The sequence below is a fragment of the Pedobacter petrophilus genome (genome assembly GCF_009674725.1).
In the GTDB taxonomy this organism is placed as follows: domain Bacteria; phylum Bacteroidota; class Bacteroidia; order Sphingobacteriales; family Sphingobacteriaceae; genus Pedobacter; species Pedobacter petrophilus.
This window is the reverse complement of sequence record NZ_WKKH01000006.1, coordinates 59,374-86,038: the sequence shown is the minus strand read 5'-3', so window position 1 is coordinate 86,038 and position 26,665 is coordinate 59,374. Positions and strand designations below refer to the sequence as shown.

General features: G+C 38.6%; 20 protein-coding genes. 8 read left to right on the top strand and 12 right to left on the bottom strand.

The window, feature by feature from the left end; translation table 11 throughout:
* Positions 1–126: 126 nt before the first annotated feature.
* The gene (locus tag GJU39_RS05680; protein ID WP_154279733.1) at positions 127–1,332 is read right to left on the bottom strand and encodes an ATP-binding protein; all 1,206 of its coding nucleotides are present in this window, start codon (positions 1,330–1,332) and stop codon (positions 127–129) included.
* Between the two features lie 114 nt (positions 1,333–1,446).
* The gene (locus GJU39_RS05675; protein WP_154279732.1) at positions 1,447–2,121 is read right to left on the bottom strand and encodes an ACP phosphodiesterase; all 675 of its coding nucleotides are present in this window, start codon (positions 2,119–2,121) and stop codon (positions 1,447–1,449) included.
* A gap of 105 nt (positions 2,122–2,226) precedes the next feature.
* Here GJU39_RS05675 and GJU39_RS05670 point away from each other — a divergent pair, with 105 nt between their 5' ends.
* Positions 2,227–3,528 (top strand): patatin-like phospholipase family protein, encoded by a 1,302-nt coding sequence (locus tag GJU39_RS05670; RefSeq protein WP_154279731.1) that lies wholly within the window; start codon positions 2,227–2,229, stop codon positions 3,526–3,528.
* Positions 3,529–3,579: 51 nt separating this feature from the next.
* Positions 3,580–4,866, top strand: coding sequence for a tyrosine--tRNA ligase (gene tyrS, locus GJU39_RS05665; RefSeq protein WP_154279730.1), 1,287 nt, complete (start codon positions 3,580–3,582; stop codon positions 4,864–4,866).
* Between the two features lie 89 nt (positions 4,867–4,955).
* Here the strand turns inward: tyrS and GJU39_RS05660 are convergent, their stop codons facing one another.
* The 4 genes from GJU39_RS05660 to GJU39_RS05645 form a co-directional block, all read right to left on the bottom strand.
* On the bottom strand, positions 4,956–5,159 hold the full coding sequence (locus GJU39_RS05660) for a hypothetical protein (RefSeq protein WP_154279729.1): 204 nt from the start codon (positions 5,157–5,159) through the stop codon (positions 4,956–4,958).
* Positions 5,160–5,318: 159 nt separating this feature from the next.
* Positions 5,319–6,302 (bottom strand): LuxE/PaaK family acyltransferase, encoded by a 984-nt coding sequence (locus GJU39_RS05655; protein WP_342448180.1) that lies wholly within the window; start codon positions 6,300–6,302, stop codon positions 5,319–5,321.
* A gap of 19 nt (positions 6,303–6,321) precedes the next feature.
* Entirely contained in the window at positions 6,322–6,681 is a 360-nt protein-coding gene (locus tag GJU39_RS05650) for a hypothetical protein (protein ID WP_154279728.1), read from the bottom strand.
* 5 nt (positions 6,682–6,686) lie between these two features.
* Positions 6,687–9,122 carry a penicillin acylase family protein gene (locus tag GJU39_RS05645; RefSeq protein WP_245227695.1) on the bottom strand — a complete coding sequence of 812 codons (2,436 nt, stop codon included), beginning with the start codon at positions 9,120–9,122 and terminating at the stop codon, positions 6,687–6,689.
* Between the two features lie 195 nt (positions 9,123–9,317).
* Here GJU39_RS05645 and GJU39_RS05640 point away from each other — a divergent pair, with 195 nt between their 5' ends.
* The 4 genes from GJU39_RS05640 to glgB all read left to right on the top strand — a co-directional run bounded on the left by GJU39_RS05640 (position 9,318) and on the right by glgB (position 17,828).
* Positions 9,318–12,251, top strand: a complete 2,934-nt coding sequence (locus GJU39_RS05640; protein ID WP_154279727.1) for a TonB-dependent receptor — start codon at positions 9,318–9,320, stop codon at positions 12,249–12,251.
* A 143-nt stretch (positions 12,252–12,394) separates the two neighbouring features.
* Positions 12,395–13,021 (top strand): hypothetical protein, encoded by a 627-nt coding sequence (locus GJU39_RS05635; RefSeq protein ID WP_154279726.1) that lies wholly within the window; start codon positions 12,395–12,397, stop codon positions 13,019–13,021.
* 324 nt (positions 13,022–13,345) lie between these two features.
* A complete protein-coding gene (locus GJU39_RS05630; RefSeq protein ID WP_154279725.1) occupies positions 13,346–15,808 on the top strand; it encodes a glycoside hydrolase family 31 protein in 2,463 nt (820 codons plus the stop codon).
* Positions 15,809–15,866: 58 nt separating this feature from the next.
* Positions 15,867–17,828, top strand: a complete 1,962-nt coding sequence (gene glgB, locus GJU39_RS05625; protein WP_154279724.1) for a 1,4-alpha-glucan branching protein GlgB — start codon at positions 15,867–15,869, stop codon at positions 17,826–17,828.
* Positions 17,829–17,963: 135 nt separating this feature from the next.
* Here the strand turns inward: glgB and GJU39_RS05620 are convergent, their stop codons facing one another.
* Together GJU39_RS05620 and GJU39_RS05615 are read right to left on the bottom strand one after the other, a co-directional pair.
* Positions 17,964–20,153, bottom strand: a complete 2,190-nt coding sequence (locus GJU39_RS05620; protein WP_154279723.1) for a TonB-dependent receptor — start codon at positions 20,151–20,153, stop codon at positions 17,964–17,966.
* Positions 20,154–20,208: 55 nt separating this feature from the next.
* Positions 20,209–20,547 carry a DUF6660 family protein gene (locus GJU39_RS05615; RefSeq protein ID WP_154279722.1) on the bottom strand — a complete coding sequence of 113 codons (339 nt, stop codon included), beginning with the start codon at positions 20,545–20,547 and terminating at the stop codon, positions 20,209–20,211.
* A gap of 212 nt (positions 20,548–20,759) precedes the next feature.
* On the opposite strand from GJU39_RS05615, the gene GJU39_RS05610 reads away from it, so the two are divergent.
* Positions 20,760–21,086: an RNA polymerase sigma factor gene (locus GJU39_RS05610; RefSeq protein WP_154279721.1), complete on the top strand. Its 327-nt coding sequence runs from the start codon at positions 20,760–20,762 to the stop codon at positions 21,084–21,086.
* An 836-nt stretch (positions 21,087–21,922) separates the two neighbouring features.
* Here GJU39_RS05610 and gap read toward each other — a convergent pair.
* The 3 genes from gap to pfkA are packed head-to-tail and all read right to left on the bottom strand — an operon-like array spanning position 21,923 to position 24,762.
* Positions 21,923–22,921: a type I glyceraldehyde-3-phosphate dehydrogenase gene (gap, locus tag GJU39_RS05605; RefSeq protein ID WP_154279720.1), complete on the bottom strand. Its 999-nt coding sequence runs from the start codon at positions 22,919–22,921 to the stop codon at positions 21,923–21,925.
* A 7-nt stretch (positions 22,922–22,928) separates the two neighbouring features.
* Positions 22,929–23,771: a hypothetical protein gene (locus GJU39_RS05600; protein ID WP_154279719.1), complete on the bottom strand. Its 843-nt coding sequence runs from the start codon at positions 23,769–23,771 to the stop codon at positions 22,929–22,931.
* 4 nt (positions 23,772–23,775) lie between these two features.
* Positions 23,776–24,762 carry a 6-phosphofructokinase gene (gene pfkA, locus GJU39_RS05595; RefSeq protein ID WP_154279718.1) on the bottom strand — a complete coding sequence of 329 codons (987 nt, stop codon included), beginning with the start codon at positions 24,760–24,762 and terminating at the stop codon, positions 23,776–23,778.
* Positions 24,763–24,871: 109 nt separating this feature from the next.
* On the opposite strand from pfkA, the gene GJU39_RS05590 reads away from it, so the two are divergent.
* Entirely contained in the window at positions 24,872–25,561 is a 690-nt protein-coding gene (locus GJU39_RS05590; protein ID WP_154279717.1) for an NUDIX hydrolase, read from the top strand.
* 176 nt (positions 25,562–25,737) lie between these two features.
* Here GJU39_RS05590 and GJU39_RS05585 read toward each other — a convergent pair whose 3' ends face one another.
* A complete protein-coding gene (locus tag GJU39_RS05585) occupies positions 25,738–26,598 on the bottom strand; it encodes a BadF/BadG/BcrA/BcrD ATPase family protein (protein WP_154279716.1) in 861 nt (286 codons plus the stop codon).
* Positions 26,599–26,665 lie beyond the last annotated feature (67 nt).

The following is a 26,665-nucleotide window of genomic DNA, read 5'->3' as shown; positions in this document are numbered from 1 at the left end:
AAAGGTTAACTCGCTTTTATGCTTTGAAGAACAAAAACCTGGCAAGAATGAATGATCTTATCTACAGGTATAGATTCGGGCAGCGGTTGCTATACTGGTTATTGATACAATAAGTTAGTTACACAGCTAAGCCGGGTCCTGCTCGGTGTTTTTGCTTAATAGCTGGAGAAACTCAATCAGGCCAATGGCTTCCGTATGGTTTGGAAGCGGGTATCTTTCCGTGCCGGAATAAACAACAAATTTTTCTGTTGCACCAATATCTGCACAGGCAATATGAAAGCCTTTTGTAATTTTCGGTGAGGCAGATCTTTTCACCTCAATTGCCCAGATTTTATGATTTGGACCTTCCAAAACAAGATCGATCTCGGTTTGTGTAGCCGATCTATAATAGCTGTACTGCCATTTACTTGATAATTGGCTGATGATGTTTTCTACCACAAAGCCTTCCCAACTCGATCCTAATGCAGGGTGCCCTAATAAATCGTCCAGACTAGAGATGTTGAGTAACTTATGAAGAATACCGGTATCTCGAATATAGATTTTTGGAGATTTAACTAATCTTTTTTTTGTATTCCCTGCCCATGGCTGCAATTGCCTCACCATGTAAAAGTCGGTTAATACATCCAGGTATAGTTTAACCGTTGGGTGGCTTACTTCCAGGCTTTTGGCTAAATCGGTATAAATTACCTGCTGTCCGTTAAAATGCGCCAACATAGACCAAAATCTTTTTAACCGGTTGGCCGGGATGTTTGGTCCCATTAACGGAATATCGCGTTCCACATATGTTGAGATAAAGTCGTTTAGCCATTCCCAGCTTTCCTCGGCATCTATGGCGAGAAAACTTCCGGGAAACCCACCCCTGAACCAGAGTTTTTCTACACTAAAGCTCAGCGGATCATCATTGTAGATTTCCAGTGCATTAAAAGGTGTAAGTTCAATATACCTGATTCTTCCGGCTAATGTTTCAGATGAAAGTTGCAGCAGGTCTCTCGATGCTGAACCTAAAAGGAGAAAATGACCAGCTTGCTCACCTGCCCGCCTCCTAAGGTCTACAATTCCCCGTAAGTTGGGGAATAGATCTGGCTTCCGCTGAACTTCATCAATAATCAGAATTACATTTTCAAATCTTTTAAGATAGCTTTCAGAATCCTGAAGTTTATTGATATCAGTATCCAATTCCAGATCTAAATAGCTTGTTTTCTTGTCTGAAAATTCACCAGAGATTTGAAATGCGAGTGTTGTTTTGCCCACTTGCCTTGGCCCTAAAAGCGCAACAATAGGAACACTTTTTAAACCTTTAATTATTTTTTGCTTTATTAACCTTTCAATCATAACCTTTCAATTTGAAACCTTTGCTTTCAAATTGCAATAAATATACTATTAAACCTTGTAATTTGAAAGTTAAACTTTCAAATTACAAGGTTGGTAAAGAAAATATATAATTATTTAAATGAGCTTGATTTCAATTTCATCAAAAATCTTCATAAAGTCTTCTTCCAAAATCGGTTTAAAAATTCCCAATTGAAAGGTTAGTTCTTGTAACTGCAGCTCATTTAAAGTTTCGGGCCAAAGGCGCATGCAGATTCTGTTTAAAGCATAACTGATGTTTTCCAGTTTTTGGTAGCTCAGTAAATATTTGCTACTGATAAAACTTTCAAGGAATTTGTTAAAAACAGCCTGGTTTTTAAGGCCGCAATGCTCCAGAAAATCAGCTAATGAATTGCGGTCTACCGCAATTAACTTATCATAAAAATGATTAACCTGAATCAGGTTATGTTCAATCAGCAAATGATCTAATAACAATTCTAAGCCAATATGCGCCAAAAATGACGGCCGAACCGGTGTATTAATAACTACTGGTTTAATCAGCTCCTTTAATACCGCCGTTTTCTCTAAAAAGAAAACTGAAGAATGGAAATATAAGTCAACTGCCAGGTGTCTTTTCCAGCCTTTAAGCAAATTTTCCTCATCAGGATTGCCTTTAAAAAGAAATTCATTTTTCTGAGGATATAGATTAGCTTCTTTAGATGCATTTTTAATCAGATCGGGCAAAACAGTTCCCATTACCACATTGGCATCCTGTGTTAATTTATCAAAATAATAATGGGATAGAAAGTTCATGTTGCAAGGTAATGTTTTCTTCAGTTATGCAAAATATCTGGCAGAAAAGGTATCATTAAAATCTTATTATTTTGTAATTTGTTGTACTACAGAATTACCATAAAGATGATGCAAACTCTTAAACCTTATCGAATCCTCGCATTAGATGGCGGCGGTACCTGGGCCCTTACGCAAGTAAAGTGTCTGCGAAAACTCTTCGCCGAAACCTTTAACAATCCCGATGCTTCCGGGCATGAGGTGTTAAGTTACTTTGATTTGGTTGCGGCCAATAGCGGAGGCAGTTTAGTTGCTGCTGCGCTGGCTGAAAATCTTCGTTTATCTGAAATAGAAAAGATTTTTGATGATGAGAAAATAAGAAGCAAAGTATTTTCGAAACTGGGTTTCTGGGAAAAAAGTTTACTTTCCAGCATCGCCAGAATTTTTAAAATTGGTGCAAAATATGCCACTAAAAGAAAGCATGCCGCATTAAAAGAAATTTTGCCTGGCATCGCTGCAATAGATTTAACAAAAGTGCCATCGCATGTTGCAGTTAATGGCAAAGTGAAAACTCAATTCCTGATCATTGGTTATGACTATTACAGAAATCGGGCGGAGATGTTCCGGTCGGATGTTAACAGTCTTGCATCTACTGCTGGCATAGCGCAGAAACTGAATGGTTCGAATGCGAAAGCGGGAGAAGCCGGAGAGAAGCTTACTCTGGTTGATGCCATTCATGCATCAAGTACTGCACCCGTAAATTATTTTAATGAGCCCGCCATGTTTAAGGTGAATAATAAAATGAAATACTACTGGGATGGCGGCGTAACCGGGAACAATAATCCGGTGCTTGCTGCAGTTACCGAAGTGCTTTGCAATCGCGATCAGTATCACATTGGGCCGATTCAGGTTTTATCCATTGGTACAGGTTCGGTTTCACAACTGCAATATGATGAAGATAGTCCGGTTAAATACACCGAACTTAAAGCAAAGTATGAAGAGCCAGGGCTGATCAGGGATATTCAAAAAATGAGTACCAGCATTTTGAACGATCCGCCAGATACAGCTGCTTTTGTGGCTTATATGATTTTGAACCCTGCCATGCCAGCGAAACCAATAGATTTTATCAGAATGAATCCTGTTCTCCGGCCAATATTAGTGAATGGGCCAAGCGGTAAACACTGGGATTTACCTGCGGGAATTACTAAGGAAGAATATGCTGCTTTAAACGCCATAGACATGGATGCGGTTGAAGAGGAGGAGCTATCACTCCTGAAAAAAATGTGTGATAACTGGTTAAATAATTCAGGGATACCAAATCAGTCGATTCGAAGCGATGCGGCATTGAACTGCCTGATTGGCCATGCGGATTTTAATGCTGCGAAAACTGATTTCAAAAGCTGGTTTGCCGCACCAACTAATTTGCATTAAAGTAAGTGAAAATTTTATCTTTGCACGCACGAGAATTAAATTGCTTATACAATGACGAATTTTGTTGAAGAGTTAAGGTGGCGCGGCATGCTGCATGATATTATGCCGAATACTGAAGAAAAGTTAAATGAAGGCATGACTTCCGGTTATATCGGTTTTGATCCTACGGCTGATTCACTTCATGTTGGTCACCTCACACAAATCATGACATTAATTCATTTCCAAAATGCAGGGCATAAACCTTTTGCCCTGGTAGGCGGTGCTACTGGTATGGTTGGTGATCCTTCTGGTAAATCAGATGAACGGAACCTCCAAACGCCTGAAATGATTGAGCATAACCTGAAAGGGATGAAAGCGCAACTTTCCAAATTCCTGAAATTTGAAGAGGGTGGGAATGGTGCGGTGATGGTGAATAATGCTGATTGGTTTAAAGATATGAATCTTTTCACTTTCATCAGAGATGTTGGGAAACACATCACAGTCAACTACATGATGGCAAAAGATAGCGTAAAAAGACGTTTGGAAGGTGATTCTGGCTTGTCATTTACTGAGTTTTGCTACCAGTTAATTCAGGGATACGATTTTTATCATTTATGGAAAAATGAAAACTGCCTGGTTCAAATGGGTGGATCAGATCAATGGGGGAATATTGTAACTGGTACCGAACTCATCAGAAGAAAAGATGCCGGAACTGCTTATGCGATTACTACACAGTTAATTAAAAAAGCAGACGGAACCAAATTCGGTAAAACAGAAAGTGGAGCGGTGTGGTTAGATCCGGCGAAAACATCGCCATTTAAATTCTACCAGTTTTGGTTAAATGCATCAGATGATGATGTGAAAAAATGGATCCGTATTTTTACGCTAAAAACGCAGCAGGAAATTGAAGCATTAGAAGCAGAGCACAACGCTGCACCTCACTTGCGCATTTTGCAAAAAGCTTTAGCTGAAGATATTACCATTAAAACACACGCTGCAGAGGCCTTGGAAACGGCTATTAAAACATCTGAATTTTTATTCGGAAACGGATCATTGGCATTTTTAAGTGGTTTGACAGCAGATCAGGTTTTGGATATTTTTGAAGGAATTCCACAGTATCAGATCGCTGCAGCAGAGTTAAATGCCGGCATTGATGCTGCAAGCCTGCTGGCAGAAAAGTCGGCTATTTTTCCATCAAAAGGAGAAGCAAAGAAAACCATTCAGGGTGGGGGTGTATCTGTAAATAAAGAAAAAGTAGCAGATATGAGCCAAATTTTCAACAGCGATCATTTAATAAACGATAAGTTCATCGTGGTACAAAAAGGAAAGAAAAACTACTTCCTGTTAATTGCAGAATAGATCATATTAAAAAATAAAAGGCTCAATTACTATTTGGCCTTTTATTTTTAATCATAATAATCAACTAATGGCTTCTTTACTGTGATTTTCTAATGTTTGGCATCAGCCGGAGCATTAGTAGTTGAATCTGCATAAAGTTTTGATTTTGTGGTGTCTAGTGATGCCGAATCTATTTTATTGGTATCTGAATATTTATAAGTGCTATCTGCATTTTCCTGATCTGCCTGTTTTCCGTTGCATGAGGCTACAAATAAACCGGTAACCGTTAATGCTGCTAAAAAGAAATTTTTCATAGTTTAAGTTTTGTCTTAAATAATCGTTTTTAGCAGAGAATTGTTTTGGTAAATTTTATTTGGTGCTTGACTGGAAAGAATAACCGGCCTTAAATACTTAATTATTTCCTGCCTGAAAAGCTTAAATGCCCAATAATTTTTGTGATCTTTTAATGGTATTTATTGCACAAGCAAATTACATCCCCTGATATCTGCGTTGTCAAACCTTCCCAAGACCTCGAAATTACCCTCCGTATTTATCCTGCCAAGATCCTGAGTAGCAATGAACGCACACGAGTTGATGTTCGCAAGGTCTATTACGTTAATTCCTCCGGTTTTCCCTTGAGGGATCAGTGTTAACGGATCATTGGTATCGCGAATCAATATCTTCATCCAGCCCGGGCATTTGAAAATCCCTTCTCCCAAAGAATAAGCCTGAGAAAGCAACTCTGTCATGCCGTATTCGCTGTGGATAGCTGGCACTCCAAACCCCCTGGTAAGTTGTTCATGAAGCTCTTCGCGAACCATTTCCTTCCGCTTTCCTTTCATTCCGCCTGTTTCCATTACAATAAGCCCTGGAAAATTGAGATCGAAGTTTTCGATAAAATCGAGCAAGGCATAAGTAACGCCGATTAAAACGGTTGGCTGTTGCCTCTTTTTAAGGTCGGTTAAGGTTTGTAAAAGATCATTATGGTTATACAAAAAATATCCGCTTTGCGGATGGCCACTTTTCTCAATCAAATCGTTAACCATATAAATTAAAGAAGAGCCAGACCGCTGTTGGTAGGAGGGAAGTAAAGCAAGAAAACAGTAATCTGATACCCGACCATAAAACTGTTCGAAAGCACGCAGATAACTCTGTTCGTACAGGCCAACATCAGTTACATGATGACTGCTTTGAACCATTCCTGTTGTACCGGAACTGCTAAAAGTGATTTCAATTGGCTCCTGGCTACTTAATACCGAATGGGTTTTAAAAAAACCAATAGGAAGGAAAGGAATCTGTTGAATATTAAATACCTGGTTTACATCGATTTTCAAATGATGGATATATTCCTTATAAACCTGGCAGTGCGCTGCCTGATGTTTAAAAGTAGCTAAAGCCTGCGCCTGAAATGCCTTTTCATCAGCGATTGAAAAGATATTTTTTGATATTAAATTCACGCCCCAAAAGTACGAAGCCTTATGCTATTTTATCGTCAGTTTTTTTCGCAAGCATTGCCATTCTAAACTGGTAACCGCAATAGCCACTAATTCCGGCAACCAGGCCACTGATTAATCCGGTAACCAGCAATAAAATCCACCAGAGTTTTACGCCCGTCATTACCGCAACGCGACCAGCGAGCAGGTTATCATTTGGTAAACTTTTAAATAAGGAGTAGCCAATCCACAATAAGAAGATTGCAAAGAAAGATTGCCAGAAGGCAATTTTACCTGTTTTGCCAATAATGCCGCAGGTAGCAAAAGCTACTACAATGATTACCCACCAGGGCGCAATCATTTGAAGGAAGAAACAGATTATAGCGATGACGATGAAAACCATTTTAATTATTTAGAAATTTTTAAACGAGAGATAATTTTACCAGATTCATCATCTGGCGTTTGCATATAAAACAAGTCGTAAAGCTGGCCACTCGCCCAGGTATCGATCATGTTATCATAAAATTTACTTCCAGGGTTTCCGGATTGGCCACCAGGATAAACCCCATGGCCTTTTGGGTTTTTGCCGAGTTCAATCACCATTCGCCACGAAGGTCCGTTCGTTTCACTAATCGCATTGATGGTACTTTTTGCACCTCCAATCTGCAATACCTTCGAGCCAAAACCAGGTATTTTCGCCAAATGCGGAACATTGGTTTGTTTCACGTTAGACCACCGCCAATCTTTGTTAATGGGTCCGAATCTACGTTCCAAACTGTCGCAGCTATATTTAAAAGCTTCATTAACTAAATCTGAAAGTGTCTCTTTCTGGCTGGTATTGATATTGTCATACCATTTTGCTGTTGGTTCTTTCAAAATCATTTCAACCGTACGATCTCTCGATGGGTAGCGCATCGGAACGCCTTTTACCATAAACTCATCATCCCAGATATCAAAAGCCAGGCGCTTCGTCCAGATTTCAAAAACACTTGCTCCGATTTCCTGGGCATCATAACGTTTGTTCCATTTACTTAAATAACTCAAAGCTTCTTTTTGGGTAGCATTTAAATGATCAGCATTCAGCATCGGAATGACAGCCGGAAGCAGATTCTGAGCCAGAATGCTATAATTGTCAGTCTGCATGAGTCTGATGCTATCCATCGTTGCCTTATTCATGGCGCCGAGGCGATCATTGATTCTCTTCCCTCTTTCGTAGGACGTAAACTCCCAATTCAGGTAATAAGGGTAAGTTTGATCAGTGGAAGATTGGTTTGCAGAACTTACAAAACCTCTTGGTGGATTCTTTACCGTAGGATTTTGAGCCGCCGGAATCCAGCCTTGCCAGTCGTATGCGGGGTCTGTTCCATCTAAAATAAATTTTCCCTGGTTTTTCCATTTCAGTGGAAACTTGCCATTTGGGGTAATTGCGATATCATTATCTACACTCGCAAACACAAAATTTTGGGCGGGAGCTGTGTAATGAGTTAATGCTTTTCTATAGTCATCATAGTTTTTGCCACGATTCAGGTAGTAAAAGGTCATGAGTTCATTGGATTCATCGTGGGCAATCCAACGGAGTGCATCGCCTACGGGCACATTCCCGGCTTTTGCAAAGTTGGGCTTTTGCAGATAAACAACCGGGCCCTGGTGTGTGTAATATACGGTATCGATCAAGTCTTTACTTCCGCGGATTTTAATAACCTCAATGCGTTTAGTGGTTTTATTCCATTTATTGTTATACCAGTATTCATTGTGCGAACTATCCTTAAATTTCACCTGGTAAAAATCAAGTACATCGGCAGCAACATTGGTTACGCCCCAGGCAATTTTTTGGTTAAAGCCAATAATAATTCCCGGTGCGCCAGGAAGGGAAACTCCATAGGTATTTACGCCTGGCGCATGGAGCTGAATCTGATACCAGATGGATGGCAGGCTTAACTCTAAATGAGGATCGTTGGCCAGAATCGGAAATCCAGATGCTGTTTTGCTTCCTGATAATGCCCAGTTATTGCTCCCTATACCTTCTACTTTTTCTTTTGTCCGAACGGCTCCGGTTTGAGATGCGGTAAAGCTTTCCGGCGTTTTTGGAACTGGCAGTGGTGAGAAATTCCATTTGGTTCCAACCGGGATAATCGGATCTTCTCTATATGGATAATCTGGAAACAAATCTTTGGTAATTTCAGGGCCAAACTTTTTTAAGATGTTGGTCATGTAAAATTCGTCAGAACCCATGGCCAAAACAGCCGACATTTGTTTCAATAACAAAGCGCATTTTAACGGTGTCCAGTTTTCTGGCTTAAAATCCAGTATTTTGTATTCAATGGGATAGTTGGAATGGGATAATGTTTTAATATAGGCATTAATACCTTCGGTATAAGCCAGAATCATTTCTTTTGATTTCGGATCGATCATCATGCCTTTCAACGATTTTTCTGCGCCGTAAACCATGCCCATTCTCCGCTGATAGCGATCACTTTCCCGTGCAGGTTCTGAAACCACTACTTCGCTGATTCTACCCGCTGCAAAACGTGTTTGAAAATCCATTTGCCAAAGGCGATGCATGGCAGTGACATAGCCTTGTGCCAAATAAAGATCGTGATCATTCTGAGCAAAAATATGGGGGATCATCCGGTCGTCGAAAACAATTTCAATATTATCAATTGCTCCCTTAATTTTCACTTTATGGTTAAACATGAAGTGGTTATTTTCGGCATTTTGCCAAAAACCTATAAATGGATTTAAAAATTTAAGAACCGGCGGAGCACTTCCAATTTTAGTATTGAAAAGGAAAGCCAGGCCTATCGGTATAATAATGCAGAATAGCGCTTTTAATTTGTTCATCATGGTTAGCAGAAATCTCAGAATTACGCTGTTAAAGTAACTGATGATTTATAATGATTGCAAAATACAACAAACTGAATGTCAATCAAAATTATAAATCCAATACTGAATTATTATGCATACATAATTTGTTTTATTCGAAAAAAGAGTTTAAGTTTAGGTAACTAATAATACAAACAACCAAATTAATAATCGTTTATGAGCAGAATTTATACACAGGTCTTCTATGTGTTATTATTTGTATGCGCCATTCATTCAGCGGTACAGGCACAAAGCATTACGGTAAGTGGAACCGTTAAAGACAGGCAATCAAAAGAGGGACTGGCTGGAGTAAGCCTTATCATTAAAGGACAATCAGGCGGAACTGCCTCTGCCGCTAATGGTTCATTTAGTTTTTCTACTACCGCAAAGCTACCCTTCACATTAGTTGCATCTTATGTGGGCTATGGTTCGGTAGAACAACAAATTACATCTAATACCTCCGGGATAATTCTGGAACTCGAAACGGTGGTCGTTTTAGGGGGTGATGTGGTAGTTTCTGCATCCAGAACGCCAGAACGTATTTTGGAATCTCCGGTTTCCATTGAGCGAATGAGTGCCGCATCCATCAGAGATATTGCCGCACCGTCTTTTTACGATGCGTTAAACAATATGAAAGGGGTGGAAAGCAGCATGCAAAGTTTAACTTTCAAATCGATCAATACACGCGGTTTCAACTCCAACGGAAACACCCGCTTTAATCAATATATCGATGGTATGGATAATCAGGCACCAGGGCTGAACTTTTCTGTAGGTAACATTGTAGGCATCACAGAATTGGATATAGATAATGTTGAGCTTTTACCTGGTGCATCTTCTGCATTATACGGCGCCGGTGGTATTAACGGAACATTATTAATGACCTCCAAAGACCCTTTTAAATATCAGGGTCCGAGTTTTCAATTTAAAACTGGTATTAATCATGTTAACGATGATAATAGCAGTGTGCAGCAGTTTAATCAGCTCGATGTTCGGGTAGCTAAATCATGGAATAATAAATTTGGGGTAAAAGCAGCATTCTCCTTTTTACAGGCCAAAGACTGGATAGGAAACAATTTTTCTAATTTCGATCGTAACTCCAGAACGGCAAAAAGTGGCGATCGAAACAGTGACACTAATTATGATGGCATCAATTCTTATGGCGATGAGGTTAGTCAGAATATGCGCAACGTGGCCCTGAGTGTTCAAAATGCAACTATTGCAGGTATAAATGCAGGCTCAGGTGGTGCCATTCCGAATATTAAGGCCTTAATGGATGGTGCTTTTGGAGCCGCAATTCCAAATACTGTACAACAAGCTGGATTTTTAGCCGGATTGCCTGCTGCATTGCGGCCCGCTGTGCAAAATTATCTTCCTTTTTATGTAGGTTTAAAAGCAAACCTGATCCCAGACCAAAATGTATCCAGAACGGGCTACAACGAAGAAAGCCTGGTAGATTACAATACTAAATCACTCAAAGCATCAGGAGCAGTTTATTATAATTTTACCAACACCATTCAGGCTGTAGCACAAGCCAATTGGGGAACAGGTACTTCAGTTTATACGGGATCGGATCGCTATTCGCTGCGGAACTTTAACATCGGCCAATACAAGGTAGAATTAAAAGGTCAGGATTTTTACTTAAAAGGCTATACCACGCAGGAGCGTTCTGGTGATTCCTATATTTCGTCCATCCTGGGAAGTTATATTAATGAAGTTTCAAAGCCATCAACCACCTGGTTTCCGCAGTATATTGGTAATTATGTAGGAGCAAGGGCAGCTGGACAAACGGATGCCGCAGCACATGTACTGGCGAGGGGCGTAGCCAATCAGGGCCGTTTAATTCCAGGTACACCTCAATTTGAGAACGCCAAAAATGCAATTTTAAATAACACCATTAGTTCGACAGCTATCAATGCACAGGATCCGACAAAAAGTGTTTATGGGGCGAAATTTGACGATAAATCTAACCTTTATCACTACGAAGGAATGTACAATTTTACCAATGCCTTTAATAATGTGGTAGAGTTTCAGGTGGGTGCCTCCTATCGTTTATATGATCTTAATTCTGCCGGAACAATCTTTAATGATTTATATGAATCGATTGATATTGATGAGTATGGTGCATTCGCCCAAATAGGCAAGAAACTGTTTAACGATAAAGTTAAAATTACTTTTGCAGGGAGATATGATAAAAGCCAGAACTTTGAGGGGCGTTTTACACCAAGGATTACCGGAGTTTTTACGGTGGCGAAGAACAATAATATCAGGGCATCTTACCAAACAGGTTATCGTAATCCAACTACTCAAAATCAATATATAGATCTTTCCGTTGGCGGCGGATCTCAACGTTTAATTGGTGGTTTGCCTGAAATCATTTTTGGCAAATATAAACTAGATACCAACAGGCCATTCACCGATGTAAGTTATCGTGCCTTCCTCGCATCAGCAGCTACCGGCACACCAAATCCTGCATTATTACAACAATACACCTTAGATAGCAGAGGTGTTCGCCCGGAAAGTGTTCAGTCTTATGAATTGGGATATAAAGGTTTGATCATGCCTAACCTATTGATTGATGCTTATGGTTATTACAATATTTATAAAGATTTTATCACCGCCGTTGATGTTTATCAGAATGTAGGTACGCCTGCCAGTCCAACTTTTGTTAAATTTGGTATTCCGGTTAATGCAACAGGAGAAGTAACTTCTTATGGCGCAGCTTTAGGACTTGATTATTTGATAAATAAATGGACCATGAGCGGAAATCTTTCTTACAATCAGATCGGCGATTTGCCTGTAAATTATATTAATGACTTCAATACGCCAAAAATTCGATTTAATTTGGGTTTGGGCAACAGGGAAATTATTAAAAATTTTGGCTTCAATGTAAACTATCGCTGGCAGGATAAATTCTATTGGAACTCGTCATTTGCCTCTGGAGATGTTCCGGCATACAGTTCATTAGATGCGCAGGTGAGCCTGCAAATCCCTTCTGTAAAATCATCTATTAAACTAGGCGGATCCAATGTGATGAACAAATATTACATTACCTCGTATGGTAATCCGGCTGCCGGCGCAATTTATTATATCGCGTATTCTTTCAACCCATAGTACACCTATTCGGTTGTGATAACCCTCACTGCCTTTGAAAAGCATTGAGGGTTTTTTATGTCCTTTGGATTTTGAAATCAAAGCATTATTTTTGACTGTAGTTTGTAATTCTATCCAACTCAATTAACCGGTAACTAAGCAAAATGAAAAAAGTATTGACCGTTTTAGCCATCTGTTTGGCATTGGCCGCATGTAATAGTAAGCAGAAAAATGATAACGCTGAAAGTGAGCAAGATACCAGTATGGCTTCTGGCGAACGATCTGTAGAACACAATCCTGCAGTAGCGGCAGATACGATTGTGTGGGCAAAGGTGCCGGAACTTAAAAATATAGGTGCGTTTCCGTTTTTTGTGCCAACAGGTGAATTAGCCGCTATTGATGCAAAAGATGGAGTTTCAGAGTTAATTGACTATGCAAAACTCAATAATTACACCGGAACCGGGATTTACACTACAAAAGGTAAACTTGGGCTACTGTCTTTTCAGGAGCAAAATGGTAAGCCGTTTAATAAGCTTTTATTTGATGATACTTTTGATGGTTGGGTTGAAAAATTGGGTGCATTACTGATTTATGAAGGTCCTTTCCCATCAAATGAGGGCGACAAAAATAAATTAAAGGAAAACCTTTATAATGGCAAAAAAAGAACTTATGGTTTAGGTGATGATGAGCCTTTTGCCGTATATGCCTTTAAAAACGAGGGCAAAAAATATGTAATTAATGTGCAATCAAACTCAGCAGAAGGAAAGGTATATATAATGGAGCTTAAATAGTTAAACAAACTTTTTAATAGGTTGATTGCCTGCCTTGCGAAGAATAAATTAAGCGTGTCTAATCCAAATAGGCACGCTTTTTTATGAGCAGAATTTTTCGAACTAAAAAACATGAATTTGTATTCAGAAATTGCTTCTGGACCGGTTATTTTCATCAGCCATGCTTGCGCTTTTAAACAATAAAGCATCTTTATGTGTAAAAAAAGGTGCTTACCTTTTTTATGATTTACTACGGGCCTTCTCTAAAATATTTGTATAATAGTACTTTCTTAAGCACATCCCAAGTTTAAGAGTAAAAACAAATAAATTTTGAATAAGTAAAGGATGGAAGAGCAAAACGATACGCCAAATGAGGTAAATGACCTGATCGATAAGGAGCAGGAAATACAGCATTTAAATAATCCAGTAGATATATCGGTTAAGCCAATTGTTAAGCAATATCTGGGTGCCGTAAAGAAGGTAAAAAAAGAAGGAAACCGTTTTTATTTCTCAGACGGAGATGCGCGGGTAGAAGTCAGGGTAGTGAGCGATGATATTATCAGGGTTCGGCTTGCACCACATGGCGTTTTTCTGGATGACTTTTCTTATGCTGTACCGGAGGTAGATCAAAAGGTTTCTGTTTTTAAAATGCAGGAGCATGAAGATCACTATACTATATCCACACATTCAGTTACCTGTAAAATTGAAAAAGAAAACTTTCATATATCCTTTTCTGATAACATTACCAATTTAGTAATGGTAGATGAAGCCAATTCTATGCATTGGGAAGAGAATGTAGATTTTGGTGGCTACTATATTTATGCAACAAAAAAATGCCATCCGGAAGAAAATTTCTTTGGGTTAGGCGATAAATCCGGAAACTTCAACCTTCGTGGTCGTCGTTTCGAAAACTGGAATACCGATGCTTATTCTTTTGGCTGGAATCAGGACCCCCTTTATAGAACTATTCCGTTTTATATCGGATTACACAATCAGGCTGCCTACGGTATTTTCTTTGATAATACCTTTAAATCTTATTTCGATTTCGGTGGCGAAGATGTAAATAAAACCAGTTTCTGGGCAGATGGTGGCGAACTACAATATTATTATATCCATGGTCCGCACATTATGGATGTGGTAAAACGATATGCGAGCCTTACAGGAACACACCCTATGCCCCCAAAGTGGACGCTGGGTTATCAGCAATGCCGCTGGAGTTATTATCCGGAAAGCAAAGTAAAAGAAATTGCGAAGCAATTCAGAGATCGTAAAATACCTTGTGATGCCATCTATCTCGATATCGATTACATGGATGGTTACCGTTGCTTTACCTGGAATAAAAAATATTTCCCGGATCCACGCAGAATGATCAAAGAGCTTGCTGCTGACGGTTTTAAAACCGTGGTAATGATCGACCCGGGAATTAAAGTGGACGATGATTATTGGGTATTTAAAGAAGGAAAAGACAATAAATACTTCTGTAGAAGAAGTGATGATTACTTTATGGAAGGCCATGTGTGGCCGGGCAGATGCCAGTTCCCGGATTTCACGAATCCAAAAGTAAGAAAGTGGTGGGGTAAATTATATGAAGAACTGGTAGATATGGGCGTTGCAGGCTTCTGGAACGACATGAACGAACCAGCTGTTTTTGGTTCGGGCACTTTCCCGAATGATGTTCGCCATAATTATGACGGTTACCGTGGGTCTCACCGTAAAGCACACAATGTTTACGGCATGCAAATGGTTCGCTCAACTTACGAGGGGTTAAAAAAACTGATGCGCAATAAACGCCCCTTCACCATTACCAGAGCCGGTTATTCTGGAATGCAGCGTTATGCGAGCGTTTGGACTGGTGATAATATCGCCACCTGGGAACACCTTAAAATAGGAAACATTCAGTGCCAACGTTTGTCTGTTTCTGGCGTGCCTTTCTGCGGAACAGATATTGGCGGATTTAGTGGCGAACCAGATGGTGAATTATTCACCCGCTGGATTCAGCTGGGCACTTTCTCTCCTTTTATGCGTGCACACTCCGCCGGTGATACTGCCGAGCGTGAACCCTGGAGTTTTGGAGAATTTTTTGAAGATATTAACCGCAAATTTATTGAATTAAGATATCGCCTGATGCCTTATCTGTATTCCGTTTTCTGGGAACACCACCGTTACGGTTTCCCGATCTTAAGGCCGTTGGTCATGCTCGAGCAGGAAAATATCAGCAACAGTTTCCGTCAGGATGAATTCTGCTATGGCGATAAATTGCTAATCTGCCCTGTTCTTGAGCAGGGGGCAATTTCAAGAAAAGTTTATCTTCCGAAAGGAACCTGGTATAACTTCTGGACAAATGAGGTATTAGAAGGTGGAAATGAATATGAAATAGAAGCAAAAATTGATAGTATGCCAATTTTTGTGAGAGCAGGCTCCGTTATTCCGGAATATCCGGTAATGCAATATGTTGATGAAAAAGCAATTACCGAGGTTGCACTTAATATTTACAGTAGCGATTACGAAGTAAATTCGTACATGTATGAAGATCATGGCGATACCTTTGCATTTGAGCAGGACATTTACCTGGAGAAAAAATTTACGGTAAAAACAGATGCGCTCGGGTTAAAGGTACATCAACGAATAGAAGGACTTTATACACCGAATTATGAGTTTTATGCCTGCCAGGTAATGGGATTAAAATCTCAGGTGAAAAAGATTATTGTAAATGATAAGGAAATAACCGATTATCTGTTAGATGATAAAAACGTGCTTCATTTTAAATGCCTTAAAAACTTCAGCGATATACAGATTTTAAGTCTGTAAATCTTTTAGCTCCGAATGCTGTTTAGTGTTTGGGGCTAATATATCTAGTCTAATTACTATGCCAGCAAAAAGAGTTTCGAAAAAAAATATAGCCGTGCCTCCAATAGATACCAGTAAGCCAGTTTGGGTATACAGCCTTTTTACAGATTATGATATAGATCTTTTCTCCGTTGGAAAGCATTTTAGGTTATATGAAAAAATGGGTTCCCACCTCCTTGCTATTAATAATACGGATGGAACATATTTTTCGGTATGGGCGCCAAATGCGCAAAAAGTTGGCGTAGTAGGTAATTTCAATGATTGGAATACTGCCACTCATCCACTTTATAAAAGGGAAGACAAGTCTGGAATCTGGGAAGGATTTATACCCGAAATTGCTAAAGGAGAAGTATATAAATATTTTGTTAAGGGCTACGATGATTCGGAACATTTAAAAGGCGATCCTTATGCCAGGAAATGGGAACATCCACCTCAAACAGCCAGTGTGGTTTGGGATACAAACTATAACTGGACAGATAAATCCTGGCTAGCAAAAAGAGCAAAAATTAATGCCCTTAACCAGCCGATTTCTGTTTACGAACTGCATTTGGGCTCATGGGAGCGTGATCCGGAAAATCCTGAACGCGTACTAAATGCACGCGAAGTGGCCGAAAGATTAGTGCCTTATGTAAAGGAAATGGGTTTTACTCATGTAGAATTAATGCCGGTAATGGAATTTCCTTACTTTCCAAGCTGGGGCTATCAGATTACAGGATATTTTGGTGCCAGCTCCCGTTATGGATCACCACAGGATTTAATGTTTCTGATTGATGCCCTGCATAAGGCCGATATTGCGGTGATTTTAGACTGGGTACCTTCACATTTTCCGGGCGACAGACATGGGCTTTATGAGTTCGATGGAACGCACTTATATGAACATGCAGACATGCGGAAAGGCTTTCATCCGGATTGGAAATCGTATATCTTCAACTACGATCGGAACGAAGTCCGTTCATTTTTAATCAGTAATGCACTTTTCTGGCTGGATCAATACCATGCCGATGGATTGCGGGTGGATGCCGTAGCCTCAATGTTGTACTTTAATTTCTCCAGAGCGGACGGAGATGCTGCAACAAATGAATATGGAGGCAGCGAAAATTTGGGTGCCATTCAGTTTCTGCAAGATCTAAATGTAGCTGTGTATGGTAATTTCGACGGTGTGCAAACCATTGCCGAAGAAAGCAGTACTTATCCAGGCGTTACGCATCCCGTACATGCTGGTGGCCTGGGCTTTGGTATGAAATGGATGATGGGTTGGATGAATGATACTTTGAAGTATTTTAAAATCGATACACTTGCCAGGAAACACCACCATCATCAGTTAAGCTTTAGCATGACATATGCTTTCACCGAGAATTTTATGCTCCCTTTCTCTCATGATGAAGTGGTACATGGAAAATCGCCAATGTTATACAAAATGCCAGGTGATGACTGGCAGAAATTTGCCAACCTAAGGGCACTTTACGGTTATATGTTTACGCACCCGGGTGCTAAACTACTGTTTATGGGCAATGAGTTTGGCGATACCAGTGAGTGGAACTTTACCCAGTCATTAGACTGGCACTTGCTTCAGTATCCTGGTCATAAAGGGATGCAGGAAACTGTAAAGGCACTAAATTTTTTGTATAGAAAAGAACCGGCACTTTATCATTTTAATTTTAGTCACGAAGGTTTTGAGTGGCTTGACGCGGATAACGCAAATGAATCTGTTTATGTGTTCATGAGGAAAGGCCCGAAAGCAAAAGATACTTTGGTAATTGCAATCAACTTAACCCCGGTTGTCCGGGAGCATTACCGCATTGGTGTGCCATTTAAAACCAAATGGAAAGAAATTTTTAATACCGATGATATTGTTTACTATGGAAGTGGAATCAACAACAAAGGGGAAATTGTGACTCATAAAGAAGGTTACGGTAATCAGGAATATGCTATCGATATTACATTGCCACCATTGGCTGTAGTCATATTCAAAAGCAAATAACTCTAAATAAGAAAAGCCTTCCATTGCTGGAAGGCTTTCTTAAACTCTGGAGTGGAAGCTTCCAGAGAGGGTGCAAAGATACAATAATAGTTTTCTTGTGCAACAGTTATTTTTTTTAAATAAGCAGTAATATTTTTAAAGCTTCAATTTAATTCCACCATTAAAGGTTCTGCCCTCTGTATGTGTCCAAATATCATCAAATGTTGGATTCAAATGCGAACCATTTACCACACTCTTATAACGACTTTGCCTGGTATCCGTAAAGTTTTCTGCGTTGATAAATACAGAAATCTTGCCAAATACCTTTTCTGCCATGAAACCGAATTCCCAGAAAGAGTTGGTTTGTAAATTGTTATAGAGGTATTGGCGATCGGTAAAATAGCCCTCGAGACCTAGTTTAAAATTGCTTTCTTTTTCATAAAGCAACGCGAGGTTGACTTTGTTTTTGGGCAAAAGCCTGATGGTTTGAATCACAGGAAGATAATTCGCCTTCGCATCCGTAAAAGTATAACCTGCAAAAAGCTTAAAATATTCTTTAAAAATAATTTTTGCATTTGTTTCAAAACCCAAACTTCTTACCGGCTCTTTGGTGTTTTCAAAATGAAACGTCCCCAATTGATCCTGAATCAGAATAGTTGAATTGTTTATTTTAGTATAGAAGAACATTTGATTAAAGCTGATTAACCAATCTTCGCCGATGGCCGTTTTATAATTTATATCTGCAGTACCTCCATAACTATGCTCTGCTTTTACATTGTTTAGTGGCAGCAGGTTTTGATATTGAAAGGTTTCAGTTTGTTCGGTAAAAAGTGTAGGCGTTTTATAACCTAAACCACCACCAATTCTAGAGCTCCAGTGATCATTAATTTTATAAAGGGCAGAGATTCTTGGGAGCACGAAGGCCTCATTCTTGCGGTAGAAAGCATTGAAATAATTAACCAGATCTAACCTTATACCACTTTCTAATTTAAAACGATCAGATATATCCCAGGTTTGCTGCGCATAAAGGCCGGCAGTTCTGGTGGTAAAGTTCTTTGCCAGGCCAGGTATTTGATTCTGCTCTGCAAACTTATCGTAAACAATGTTTAACCCAAAAATTAAACTTTGGTTACTAATGTTTTTAAGGTAGCTAATGTCCGTATAGGCATTATAATTAATCCCGTTAAAAGTGTAATCCGGAATCGCGATATCCCGCTTAAAGTAATTGAAACTGGTTTTAACTTTCAGTAAATCTGATTCATTTACTTTATAACCGAAATCTAAGGTAGACGTATTACGGATGCTCTTATTGCTTTCAAAGTATCTGTGATTTCCATCTGCTTCATCATTTACAACAAATATATCTCCACCTGTCCGGTTACTTTTAGTAAAAGCGTTGCCGATAATCAAGGTAGTTTTTTCATTTGGATAGTAAAATAACTTCGGATGGAGGGTGAAATCATCCGTTTTAGGAAGTTCGGTAAAATCATCCTTATCCACGTCGTAAGCTTTTTGGAAATTGGTTAGTGCCAAAATACTGTAGCCCAATTTTCCCTTTCGTTGCATGCTAAATGCACCAATATTGGTTTGCCCAACGTTTGATTGATTGAGGATGAAATTAAAATCAGCTTTTTCTCGTGGCGTTCTTGAAATGAAGTTGACCACTCCGGCAATCGCGCCTGCACCATAAAGTGTTGATGACGGACCTTTAATAATTTCTACCTGTGCGAGGTCTAGCGGAGGAATTTCAAGAATACTCAGCCCGCTGGCGAAATTCCCAAAGCTTGCATAGCCGTCTTTCAGCAGTTGCGTATATCGTCCGTCAAGTCCTTGAATTCTGATACTAGCATTGGCACTTGTTGCAGAAGTCTGCTGAACGGCAATACCAGTACTCTCATGCAGAATCATGGAAACATTTGCAGGTCGCATGTTGCTTTTCTCATTAATCTCTTCCAGCTCGATGGTTTCGACTCTGGTGGGGGTATTTTGAATTGTTCTGCTGGTTCGGGTAGATGAAACGATCACTTCCTCAAGTTCATCTGAAGCTGGAGTCAATATGACCTCATAAATTTTATCCTGGGTTAATGGAAAAGTTAAATTTAAATGTTGTTCCTCAAAGCCTACGTTTCTGATGATAATGGTTTGGTTACCATTTGGAACATTGGAAAAACCTGCAGTACCATCTGCTGCTGTCTTTGTGATGAGGTTTGAGCCTTTAATCATGATGGTTACATTACTAAGTACCGTTTGATCTGCCTGATTTTTAACTAATATTTTTAAACTGTTTTGTGCGTAGGTAGTGGCTACACACAAGAAAGTGCATAGCAATAATGTTATTTTTTGCATCTGAATGTTATGAATTGAATAAATAGACCAAAATCCTGGTCACTGTTAATTTCGGTTACCCGATATTCCCGGTATTCAATTTTGGCGGTTGCCAGATGTTTCGGCTAAATTCGGTTACGTTTCTACTTTGGTAGCCAGATTTAAGGTTATCAGAAGAAATTAGTTTGAGAAAAGAGCTTGCCGTGTTGTTGTTGATGCTGACTACAGGCTGCCCGCAACAGTTGCAGGTGCAAAGTGGAGAACAGTTATCATTATCTGGCGCAGCTTTAGTTTTAGAAACCTTAACCACCGCTAACTTTAAACCTTCAGTCTGAGCAATATCCAAACGATCTTCGCAAGTAATGCAAGACAATAGTAAAATGGAAAAACTCAAAAAGTAGACTAAAATTTTCATGTTCAAGGCAAATGTACGAAACAAGATCGAATCTTTTACGGCCAATCAATGTGGCGGAAGTAGAGAATTAATGGTTGATCGATGTTCATTTGGATATATTTAAATGGGTCTACTTCTTAAATCATCTCGTATTCCGGCTGGTTGTTCGATATATCGCTATAGGAAAGAACAAATGCAACTTTCTAGGTGTTAAGGCTTTATACTGATCAGAAATGCAATTTTCATTTAACGGGTTAAAACAACAAGAAGGAGGTTCGGGCCGAAGTATTTGGTTATCAGATCAGGAAATCTTTTTTGAAAGCTTAAGGGGGCACGATCCGGAGGCATTTAGATTATTATATAAAAAGTATGCCGCGGCACTGTTTGGTTTGGTACTGAGGGAAGTTGGAGATGAACCAACAGCAGAAATTATTCTTGAGAAAATATTTCTTGAAGTATGGACTTCAATTACTTTTTTTGATGAAACGAAACTGAAAATCTTCTCCTGGTTAAATCAAATCGCAATTAATCAAATCAACCGCTATTATTTGAATGCATAATGAGTCGGATCAGTCAATCAGTCAAAACACCTTCTCAATATTTCACATAATTATACGTATAAGGAACAAGTTAAACCGGCCCGTTGGTAAAAGTAGGTCAATGCTGTAACTTTAACCCAAGTTAGAATTGAAACTTGGGACGGTTTAGATTAAAACTAAAAAGCTTTTCGTAAGAAAGGCTTTTTTTGTTTCATCATTTTTAAGGGAATCAAAAGATCATATTTCTGCATGATTATTTCAAAACTATTCGTAAAAAGAAAAAGGAGACCTCATCCAAGCGTCTCCTTTTTTTCTAACCAAATATAAACCTGTTATGAGCCAGGCTTTGTCTTTAATCCTCCATCTAAATGCTATTTTTCAGGAGAATGATTTATCTTTTTTATTTGAATAAACATCTTTGCGTTTATTACTCTACAAATATAGTAAAAAAAAATGATAGTGTAAAAAATACACTATGAAATTTTTATATATTTTTTTTGTCATTTTTTATCCGGAGTAAGTTTTATGCTGAAATCTATTACTAAAACTACCACGCAGCGAATATACAGTGAAAATATGTTAAGTAAATGTTAAATTTTTATAAAAAATGCCTACATAAGTTCATTTTTTATGTAAAAAAAGGTTTTTGATGTCAATTATTTAGTTTTTGAGTCTTTTTTAATTGATTTATATAGGTAAATGGTTATTTATGATGAAAAGTATAAGTATTATTTGATTTTTGTGATAAAATAAAAAACATTTTTATTAGTGAAATAGATCTTTAAAAAGAAAAGCGACAAATGCCAATGGCATTGTCGCTTTTAAACTACTTTATTTAGCTTTATGGCTTTTTTCTACTATAAACTTGCGTAGTATTCTACGAATTTAGCAAGTGCAGATGAATATCCCCACTCATTGTCATACCATGAAACAACTTTTACAAAGTTATCATTTAATGAAATACCTGCTTTTGCATCGAAAATAGAAGCGTGATCATCTCCAATGAAATCAGAAGAAACAACTTCGTCTTCAGTGTAAGCCAATACACCTTTTAATTCACCTTCAGAAGCAGCTTTCATTGCAGCTTTAATTTCTTCGTAAGTTGCAGCTTTTTCTAAACGAACGGTTAAATCTACAACAGAAACGTCAGCTACAGGAACGCGGAAAGACATACCAGTTAACTTACCTTTTAATTCAGGTAATACCATACCTACTGCTTTTGCAGCACCAGTTGATGAAGGAATGATGTTAGAGAAACCACCACGTCCGCCTCTCCAGTCTTTAGCCGAAGGACCATCTACTGTTTTTTGAGTTGCAGTTACCGCGTGAATAGTACTCATTAAACCCTCAACAATACCGAAGTTATCGTTTAATACTTTAGCAATTGGCGCTAAACAGTTTGTAGTACATGATGCATTAGAAACGATAGTTTGATCTGCCGTTAATTTATCGTGGTTAACACCCATTACATAAGTAGGGATGTCGCTATCTTTAGCCGGAGCAGAGAAAACAACTTTTTTAGCACCAGCAGCGATGTGTTTTTCAGCATCAGCACGGGTTAAAAATAAACCGGTAGATTCAATTACTACTTCAACACCAACTGCATCCCATTTTAAATCAGCAGGGTTTCTTTCAGCAGTTACACGAATTGTTTTGCCATTAACAACTAAGTTACCATCAACAACTTCAATTGTGCCATCAAATTTACCGTGTGTTGTATCATATTTTAACATATAAGCCATGTAATCTGGCTCGATCAAATCGTTAATTGCTACAATATCTAATCCTCTTTTTAATGCGGCTCTGAAAACCAGTCTGCCGATACGGCCAAAGCCGTTTATTCCAATTTTGCTCATTGTTTTGTTAATTAGTGTAATGTTTTAATAAATTTAATATGGGTTCTTTAATAATTGTTTTTATCTTCAATTGATGCCTTTCTGCGGCCAGTTGCAATCTATCTTCTAATTCTGCCGCTACTTTACCAACGAAGTGTAAATCCTCATGATGGTGTTCTGCAACCATAGGTAATATGTATGTTTGAAAATATTTTTCAAATCCCTCATCAATTAACCTAAGGATGTACTCATGTTTAATGTTTTGGGTAAAAAAATCAAAGAAAGAAGTTAAAAAAATATTCGCCTGTGGCTTATTATAAATTCTTTCTAAAATTTGAGGGCGATCCAGGTTGAAGTTTCTAACAAATTTAACTTCCAGTTCTTCCGGCAACTGCTTACTTAAAAAACTTTTAAGCAGCATCTTTCCGAAATAATTTGAAGATCCTTCATCACCCAGGATATATCCAAGGCCAAAGTTATTATCCATCAATTTTTTGCCATCGAAATACGCAACGTTGGAACCACTTCCCAACATGCCTACTATGCCCGGCTGATCGTAACAGGCAGCCTTTGCCGCGCCGAACAGATCATTTTCTACCAAAACTTTGCTATATCTGAAAAAAGATGATAAAGTTTCTGCAAGTTCATCTTTCCGGTCTGCAGAAGAAGCTCCGGCAGCAAAAAAATAAATCTTTTTAATATTTTCGGCATTGTTTACCAGAACAACTTTTTTGTTCAGAATCTGAAGAATCATTTTCGGATCTACAAAAGTGGGATTAATCCCTGTAGTATTGCAATGTGCTACTACCTGTCCATTTTGTGTTAATTTCCAAAATGCGGTTCTCGATCCACTGTAAACAACTGCTATCATATAATTATATAGATAAAACTTCCGTCATTTCCATTAAATCTGGTTCGAGTTTAAAGCTGTGTGCTGTTAATGCCTCTGTAATACTGGTAAGCTTAATCGCATTACCCTGTAAACCAACCATCTGTTCCGTTTCGCCAGCAATTAATGCATTTACTGCTGCAAAGCCCAGTCTGCTACCTAAAATACGATCGAAACTACTCGGGCTTCCCCCTCTTTGCAAGTGCCCGAGGATGGTTACTTTAGTATCATAATGATCAAAAGTTTCTTTTACCTTTTTAGCAATATCATAAGCGCCGCCTTGTTTATGCCCTTCTGCAACAATTACAATGCTGGATGACTTTTTAGTTGCAGCACCTAATGCCAGTTTGGTAATTAATTCATTTACACTGGTTGCCCGCTCTGGTAATAAAACAGCTTCTGCGCCACTTGCAATAGAACTTCTAAGTGCAATACAGCCAGAATCTCTTCCCATTACTTCAATAAAAAATAAGCGATCATGTGCATCTGCGGTATCTCTGATTTTATCAATCGCTTCAATTACGGTATTGATAGCGGTATCGTAACCTAAGGTAAAGTCAGATCCAACCAGGTCATTATCAATCGTTCCCGGAATTCCAATTACTTTAACGCCAAAAGTTTCTGAAAACCTTTTTGCCCCGGTAAAAGTTCCATCTCCGCCGATCACTACTAAACCATCAATGTTATTTTTCTTTAGATTCTGATAGGCAGTTTGCTGGCCTTCATCTGTTTTAAATTCTAAACAACGTGCAGTTTTTAATATGGTTCCCCCTAAGTGTAAAATATTACTTACAGACCGGGCATCCATTGGTTTTATATTATCTGTGATCAATCCCTGGTAACCTTGCATTACACCAAACATGTTGATGCCATGGTAAATTCCGGTACGAACAACAGCTCTGATTGCGGCATTCATTCCTGGGGCATCGCCACCAGAAGTAAGTACAGCTATATTTTTAATATTTGGCTCCATCTATGATACGAATATAGTGTGTAATTTTTACACTAAGTAATTTTTTTTATTTTTTTTACTTAATATTGAAAGTCATACCTTTATCTGCTTAAAATAACTAAATTTTACCTTGGAACAAATTTTACCTCATTTAGATTCAGTATTCTCGATAGATTGCGTTTTGTTTGGATTTGATGGTAAGGAACTAAAAATCTTACTCATCGAAAGAAATGAAGAACCATTTAAAGACTGGTGGGCTTTGCCCGGTAACATTGTTGGTGCAGATGAAAGCCTGGACCAATCAGCCTCCCGTATCCTATATGAACTAACGGGTTTACGGGGTATTTACATGGAGCAATATTATGCTTTTGGAGATCCGGGAAGGCACCCGCAGGGTAGGGTAATTACGCTGGCATATTATGCTTTAATTCGTTTGGGAGGTGATAAGGAACTTCGTCCGATTAGTACTTATGCTAAACGAGCGAACTGGTTACCCATTACCGATTTGCCAAAACTCGCTTTCGATCACCAGAAAATCTACGATAAAGGGTTAGAAAAAATCAAACGGAGAATTAAGCATCAGCCAATTGCTTTTGAGTTACTGCCCGAGAAATTTACCCTCACCCAGTTGCAACATGTATATGAGCTGATTCTTGGTAAAAAACTTGATAAGCGAAATTTTAGGAAAAAAATCGTCAGCTTTGGTGTGTTGAAGGAGCTGGATGAAAAACAGAAAGGTGTTTCTTACCGCGCAGCAACACTCTATCGTTTTGATAAACGCAGATACGCCAAGTTATTTGGCAAAGAAATTTCTTTTTAAAAGGAACAAGGAATAAAGAGCAAGGAACAAGGATTAAGAAATAAAGAGCAGGGATCGAGGAGCAAAGACTAAACACTAAATAAATATATTACCAAAAAGGTCCCGATTGAATTTTCAATCGGGACCTTTTTGGTATAACGTCTGAAGACTAATGACTCCGGACTAAATGCTAAAAACTAAACTTTTTTAGCAGCTTCTAAATGGTAGTGAACCAAATCATCTATAGGTGAGCGGATGATTTTACCAACACCCATTTCGTAACGGTCTGCCACAATGCTCAAAATATCACGGAAGCTATAGCCTACAGAACCTACACAGTTTAATTTATGGTCTTTGTAGTTTGGATAATGAATAACCAATGCTTCGAAGAATGAAGTAAAAGCATAATCTATCGTGCTGAATGCATAATCTTCATAGTTGTCTTTAAAATCGTATAAGAATTTACTGAAACTCGCGCAGAAACGGTTAGGTAATGGCTTGTTGTAAATGTTATCGAAAATATCTTCGTTGGTTAATGCGTAATTGTCGTAAAAAGCCTCACGTAAACCCTTCGGCATGTAACCTTTCATGTAATCACTTAAAATGCGTTTTCCGATGTAAGAACCGCTACCTTCATCACCCAGGAAGTACCCTAAAGAATCGATATTTAACGTAATGTCGTTTCCATCGTACAAACAGGAGTTGGTACCTGTTCCAAGGATAGCAGCAAATCCTGGCTCGTTTCCAAGAAGCGCCCTGCAAGAGGCAAGTAGATCATGACCAACAAAGATTTCCGCATTTGTAAAAATCTGTTTCATGGCATCAGCCACAATTTTTACATTACCTGGAGTAGAACATCCAGCGCCATAATAATAAACAGCAGTTAGTTTTTCTCTTTCCAAGTGGTCTGGAAGAGTTTCGTTTAAAGATTTTACAATGTATTCTCCTTTTGAAAAATATGGATTGTAACCCTCGGTGTTAAAGTAAATTTTTCTGCCGGCCTCGTTAATCAGACACCAGTTTGTTTTGGTCGATCCACCGTCTGCAATTACTATCATTTTATTTATTTTTGGTTTTAGCACGATAAAAGTATAAAAACTCTTATATTTTGTATCCTTTTTTTTA